The sequence below is a fragment of the Mesorhizobium sp. M2A.F.Ca.ET.067.02.1.1 genome (assembly GCF_004023285.1).
Classification (GTDB): domain Bacteria; phylum Pseudomonadota; class Alphaproteobacteria; order Rhizobiales; family Rhizobiaceae; genus Mesorhizobium.
The window spans coordinates 1-1,549 of sequence record NZ_RZSB01001053.1 but is presented as its reverse complement, the minus strand read 5'-3'; the positions used below and the strand labels follow the sequence as shown (position 1 = coordinate 1,549).

The window sequence follows — 1,549 nt, the reverse complement described above, 5'->3', positions numbered from 1 at the left end:
GCTGGCCATCATAGAGGAAGCGATTGAACGCGCGCCATCGCTTGGTGCCATAGGCGAAGGCCTTGGCGATATCGGCATGGCGCGACAAACCGTTGGCCTGGCGCATGAGCTGTCGTCGCAGCGCCCGGACCAGTGGTCGGGTCCGCCTTCGTCGTGCTGCCAATCGCTCGGCGGGCGGGAGTCCCCGTATCTCTTCCTCGATCCGGTAGATCGCCTGGATACCGGCCATCGCCGTCGTGCTGAGCTCGGTCGGCTGGCTGTCGTGAACGTCGAATATCTTGCGACGCAGATGGGCCAAGCAGGCGGCTTCTTGAATGGCGCCGCCCTTGTAGATCTGATTGTAGCCGGTGAACCCATCGGCCTGCAGCGTGCCGGCAAATCCGGCGAGCTCGCTCATCACGCTCTCGCCCGCGCGGCCCATGGTGGCGCGGTACCAGGCGATCGGCGGCTCCTGCGAACCCGAATTGCGGTCGTCGGCGACGTAAACCCAGAGCGCGCCCTTGTGCGTCTTGCCGGGCGCCAGGATCGGAAACCGCGTGTCGTCGGTGTGGATCTTGGTGCGGGTACGGCCGATCTCACGGATGCGGTTGTAGATCGGATCGAGTAAGGCGGCGGCGTAGCCGGCGCTGCGCGCAAGCGTCGATCGCTCGATATCGACGCCTTGGCGGCCATCATCTGCGCCTGACGGTAGAACGGCAGATGATAACCCCACTTCGCCATCATGATATGGGCGAGCGCGGCATAGCTGAGCTTGCCGCGCGCAATGGCCTTAATCGGTGCCGGCGCCTGAACGATCTTATCGCAGGTCCGGCAGCTGTATTTGGGTCGAACGGTCTCGATCACCTGCCAGGCTTGGGCGACCAGGTCGAGCATCTCCTCGCTGTCTTCGCCCATGGCGCGCAGATCGCCCCCGCAGCCCGGGCAGCATGCGCAAGACGGCTCGCGAACGATCCGCTTGCGCGGCAGGTTCGGGTTGAGCTTGCGCACCGGCAGCACCCGGACGTTGTCGGTGTCAGCCACGATGGGTAGCTCGGCATCGGGCACGCCGGCGGCGAAATCGGTCTCGAGATCTTCGAGTTCGAGCAGCATCTGGCCGAGCTTCTCGGACGAGCGTCCGAAGGCCTTGCGGTTGAAGCGATCGATCCGCAGCTGCAGGCGCTGGATGCGAAGTGCGGCCTCGGCGCGCTCTCTGCACAGCTGCTCATCGCGTTCGGCGATTGTGGTGTCACGGGCAGCAACGGCCGCTTCCAGAAGCGCGATCCGGGCGAGGAAATCAGCGGTTGAGGGAGCTTGTTCCAACACCCAAATTACATACCCGAAAGCGCTCCTTCAAGGAAGCAAAATCGACACAAAATCAATGAGAAACGAGCAAAATCAGCCAGCCAGACGCGGCCGATAAGTCTTGCTCGGCCGGCGCCAGTCGATCCCCTCCAGAAGCAGCGAAAGTTCTGCCTTGGTGAGCGAAACGGCGACCTGATCCTTGGTGGCGGGCCAGGAAAAACAGCGGTCGGTAAGCCGCTTTGTGAATAGGCAGAACCCCTGGTCGTCA

Annotated in this window: 2 protein-coding genes and 1 pseudogene; all 3 read right to left on the bottom strand. The window is 63.3% G+C overall.

Features of this window, described 5'->3' with window-relative positions; genetic code table 11:
• Positions 1-712: IS66 family transposase (locus EOA28_RS40715; protein WP_128315823.1), on the bottom strand; the 712-nt coding region annotated here is incomplete at its 3' end.
• A 146-nt stretch (positions 713-858) separates the two neighbouring features.
• Positions 859-1,302, bottom strand: a pseudogene (locus EOA28_RS40710) (IS66 family transposase); the annotation flags it as partial.
• Positions 1,303-1,374: 72 nt separating this feature from the next.
• On the bottom strand, positions 1,375-1,549 hold a 175-nt coding region (gene tnpB / locus EOA28_RS35300; RefSeq protein ID WP_148671088.1), incomplete at its 5' end, for an IS66 family insertion sequence element accessory protein TnpB.